At 74.5% G+C, this 4226-nt stretch carries 4 protein-coding genes; 2 read left to right on the top strand and 2 right to left on the bottom strand.

What is annotated here, in order from left to right; genetic code table 11:
- Nucleotides 1–2406, top strand: a 2406-nt coding sequence (gene hrpB / locus ACFE64_RS15260) for an ATP-dependent helicase HrpB (protein WP_375393307.1), incomplete at its 5' end; no start/stop codon positions are given.
- Nucleotides 2407–2417: 11 nt separating this feature from the next.
- The gene (locus ACFE64_RS15255) at nt 2418–2699 is read left to right on the top strand and encodes an ETC complex I subunit (protein ID WP_375393306.1); all 282 of its coding nucleotides are present in this window, start codon (nt 2418–2420) and stop codon (nt 2697–2699) included.
- Nucleotides 2700–2931: 232 nt separating this feature from the next.
- On the opposite strand, the gene ACFE64_RS15250 is transcribed toward ACFE64_RS15255, so the two are convergent.
- Together ACFE64_RS15250 and ACFE64_RS15245 are read right to left on the bottom strand one after the other, a co-directional pair.
- Nucleotides 2932–3429, bottom strand: a complete 498-nt coding sequence (locus ACFE64_RS15250) for an NUDIX hydrolase (protein WP_375393305.1) — start codon at nt 3427–3429, stop codon at nt 2932–2934.
- Nucleotides 3426–4094 carry a TPM domain-containing protein gene (locus ACFE64_RS15245; protein WP_375393304.1) on the bottom strand — a complete coding sequence of 223 codons (669 nt, stop codon included), beginning with the start codon at nt 4092–4094 and terminating at the stop codon, nt 3426–3428. Before ACFE64_RS15245 ends, ACFE64_RS15250 begins: the two co-directional genes overlap by 4 nt.
- Nucleotides 4095–4226: the final 132 nt, after the last annotated feature.

The following is a 4226-nucleotide window of genomic DNA, read 5'->3' as shown; positions in this document are numbered from 1 at the left end:
GGCAAGACCACCGCGGTCGCGCCGGCGCTGCTCGGCGAGCCGTGGTGCGTGGGCGAGGTGCTGCTGCTCAGCCCGCGTCGCCTCGCCGCGCGCGCCGCCGCCGAGCGGATGGCGGACCAGGCCGGCGAGCCCGTCGGCCGCACCTTCGGTTATGCGACGCGGCTGGACAGCCGGCGCTCGGCGGCGACCCGCGTGACGGTGGTGACGGAGGGCATCTTCGTCGCGCGCATCCAGGCCGATCCGGAGCTGGGGGGCGTCTCGGCCGTGCTGTTCGACGAGGTGCACGAGCGCAGCCTGGACGGCGATTTCGGGCTGGCGCTGGCGCTCGACGCGCAGGCGGGGCTGCGGCCGGACCTGCGGCTGCTGGCCATGTCGGCGACGCTCGACGGCGCGCGGTTCGCCGCGCTGATGGCTGCGCCGGTGATCGAGAGCGCCGGCCGCAGCCATCCGCTGACGCTGCGCCATCTCGGCCGCGCGGCGACGACGCGGATCGAGGATGCGATGGCTGCCGCGATCCGCCGCGCGCTGGCGGAGGAGGAAGGGGGCGTGCTCGCCTTCCTGCCCGGCGTCGCCGAGATCGAGCGCACCGCCGAGCGGCTGGTCGGCCTACCGCCCGAGGTCGTGCTCCATCGGCTGCACGGCCAGCTCGACCCCGCCGCGCAGCGCGCCGCGATCCGCACGGAAGCGGAGGGCCGCCGCAAGCTGGTGCTGGCGACCGGCATCGCCGAGACCAGCCTGACGCTGGACGGCGTGCGGGTCGTGATCGATTCGGGGCTGGCGCGGCGGCCGCGCTACGACCGCGGCGCGGGCATGACCCGCCTCGTCACCGAGCGCGCCAGTCAGGCGGCCGTCACCCAGCGCGCCGGCCGTGCCGCGCGGCAGGGGCCGGGCGTCGCCTATCGGCTGTGGGAAGAGGCGGCGACGGCCGGGCTGCCGCGGTTCGATCCGCCGGAGATCGGCGAGGCGGATCTGTCGGCGCTGGTGCTGGCGAGCGCGATCTGGGGCGTGGCCGATCCGCGCGCGCTGCGCTGGCTCGACCCGCCGCCGGAAGCCGCCGTCGCGGAGGCGCGCGCCCGGCTCGCGGCGCTGGCGGCGCTGGACGCGGAGGGCCGCCCGACCGCGCACGGCCGGGCGATCGCCGCCTTGCCGATGCCGCCGCGCCTCGCCCACATGCTGCTGCGCGCGGCCGAGCGTGGGCTGGCGCGCGCGGCGGCCGAGGCGGCGGTGCTGCTGTCGGAGCGCGGACTGGGCGGCAACGACCCCGATCTGGAGACCCGGCTGCGGCGCTGGCGGGCCGATCGCGGCCCGAAGGCGGAGGCGGCGCGCGGCCTGGCGCGACGGTGGACCGCCGCCATCCCGCTCCCACCGGCGGGAGGGGCTGGGGCAGGGCATGTCGAGTGCGGCGCCACAATCCCTCCCGTCAGCGGGATGGGCGTTGAAGGTCTGGCGATCGCGGTCGCGCTGGCGTTCCCGGATCGGCTCGCCCGCCGCCGCGACGCCTCGGGCGAAAGCTGGGCGTCGACGGGCGGCCGCGGCTTTCGGCTCGATCCGACATCGTCGCTCGCCCGGGCGGAATGGCTCGCGGTGGCCGAGACGCAGGGTGCGGCGAGCGGCGCTCGCATCCTCGCGGCGGTGCCGATCGAGCAGGCGGTGGTGGACTTGCTCTTCGCCGCCGATGTAATGGAGACGCGCGCGGCGGCGTTCGATCCCGCGACCGGCGGGGTGCAGGCCGTGCGCGAGCGCCGGCTCGGGGCGATCCGGCTCCAGTCCGGTGCCGACAGCACCGCCGATCCGCGCGCGATCGAAGCGGCGTTGCGCGAGGGCGTCCGCGCGCACGGGCTCGACCTGCTGCCGTGGAGCGACGCCGCCCGGGCGCTCCGGACCCGTGCGGCCTATGCCGGGATCGATCTCAGCGACGCGGCGCTGCTCGCCCGGCTCGACGACTGGATGCCGCTGCAGCTCGCCGGCAAGCGCCGCCTCGATCAGATCGACCCCGGTGCGCTGACCGAGGCGCTGCGCGGCATGATCGGCTGGGACGGGCAGCGCCTGCTCGACCGGCTCGCGCCGGCCGAGTTCGCGACCCCCGCCGGCTCGCATCACCCGATCGACTATGCCGCGCCCGCCGGCCCGACGGTGGAGGTCCGCGTCCAGGCGCTGTTCGGCCTCGCCGCGCACCCGAGCGTCGGGCAGAGCGGGACGCCGCTCGTCCTCAGCCTGCTGAACCCCGCGGGGCAGCCGATCCAGACCACCCGCGACCTTCCCGCCTTCTGGCGCGGCAGCTGGCGCGAGATCGCCAAGGAGATGCGCGGCCGCTATCCCAAGCATCCCTGGCCGGACGATCCCGCGGCGGCGGCGGCGACGCTGCGCACCAAAAAGGCGGATGCGCGTTCCGCTTCCACACGATAAGGCCCGATGCCATGCCCGTCGCCCGCATCTTCCAGCGCCCGAAAAGCTCCATGCAGTCGGGCCGCGCCAAGACCGACAGCTGGCAGCTCGAGTTCGAGCCGTCCGAGCCCAAGCGCCCCGATCCGCTCACCGGCTGGGCGGGCAGCGGCGACACGCGCGATCAGGTGCGGCTGCTGTTCCCGACGCTGGCGGCGGCGGTGGCGCATTGCGAGCGGCAGGGCTGGGAGCATGTCGTCGTGCCGGCGCCCGAGAAGACGCTGAAGCTGCAGGCCTACGCGGACAACTTCCGCTAGAGCTGGATGACGTTGACTTGACCCGGTTCCGTCATTCCCGCGCCGGCGGGAATCCATCGTCGCCGTCTTTCGGCACGACTCCCGAAAAGCCAGCCAGTATGGATCCCCGCCTGCGCGGGGATGACGGAACAGCATAGTGATCCAATGCGATCTTATTCGGTTCTAATCCTCCCTCGCCTGAGCGGGAACCGTGACCGAAGGGGTTAGCGTAGGAAAGTCCGGTCATTGAAGGTCAGACGATCGCCAGGAACAGCAGCAGCTTGGCGTCGATCCCCAGCCCCTCGCGCCGTTTCCGGTCCACCAGCACCGGCACCTCGGCGAGCGGTACGCGGTGGACGGTGATATCTTCCGATCCGACGCCGCCGCCCCCGCCGACCCGCGTCAGGCCGGTCGCGCGGACGATCGTGAAGCTTTCCGACGTCATGCCCGGCGAGGCGTAATAGCTGCCCAGCTCCTCGACGTGCGCCGGGCGCCAGCCGGTCTCCTCCTCCAGCTCGCGGGTGGCAGCCGCGGCGAGGGTCTCTTGGCCGTCCTCGTCGCCGACCAGCCCGGCGGGCAGCTCCAGGCAGCGGCGGCCGGCGGGAATGCGCTGCTGTTCGACCAGCAGCAGGTGGCCGTCGTCGATGGCGACGATCACCACCGCGGTCACGCCGCCCTTGCGCTCGGCATATTCCCAATGGCCCTCCTTGACGGCCGTTAGGTAATTGCCCTCCCAGACCGTCTCCTTCACGGCTCCACCAGCCGGTCGGGCAGCTCGTTCACGTCGTCCGCCTGGCGCGGGAAGTGCTCGGCGAGCACCTGGCCGACCTGCGCGATCGCCGCGACCAGCCCGTCGCCCGGCCGGCCGTCGCGCACGTCGGCCAGCAGCGAGGCCATGGCCGCGCCCCAGACGTCCGGCGCGACACGGTCATGGATGGCGGCGTCGGCGATGATCTCGGCGCGACGCTCGGCGAGCGACAGGTAGATGAGCACGCCGGTGCGCCCGACGGTGCGCCGCTCCGCGCCGATCCGAAACAGCGCCAGCGCCCGGCGGCGGACGCGCCGCGTCTTGGTCGCGCCCGGCGTCAGGGCGAGGCGCAGAGGCGTCCAGGCGAGCAGATAGCGGACGACCAGGAAGGCGAGGGTGACGAGCACCAGCGCCACCACGAACGGGGCACCCGCGGGCGGCGCCGACCAGGTGCCGGCCACCCATTCCCACAAGCGTGTGGCGAGCCACGGCTCGGCGGCGAGTACCGCCAGCACGCCCAGCATCGCCAGCACCGCATATTGCAGCGCCGCGTCGTGATAGGCGTCCGAGCGCTGCGCCACCGCCGGCACGATCTCGCCCGCCGTCGTCGCCTCCGCCGCGCGGATCGCCTCGCTCACGCGCGCGTGATCCTCCGGGCCGAGCCGCATCACCAGCCGCCCGACGCGCCGCCGCCGCCGCCGGAACCGCCGCCGCCGCCCGAAAAGCCGCCATCGCCCCAACCGCCGCCACCACCATCGCCGCCGCCCGAGCCGCCGTCCCAGCCGCCAAAGCCCCCGACC

It is taken from the genome of uncultured Sphingomonas sp., from assembly GCF_964250165.1.
Taxonomy (GTDB): Bacteria; Pseudomonadota; Alphaproteobacteria; order Sphingomonadales; family Sphingomonadaceae; genus Sphingomonas.
Note: the sequence above shows the minus strand (reverse complement) of the source record. Positions and strands in the feature narration are given on the sequence as shown.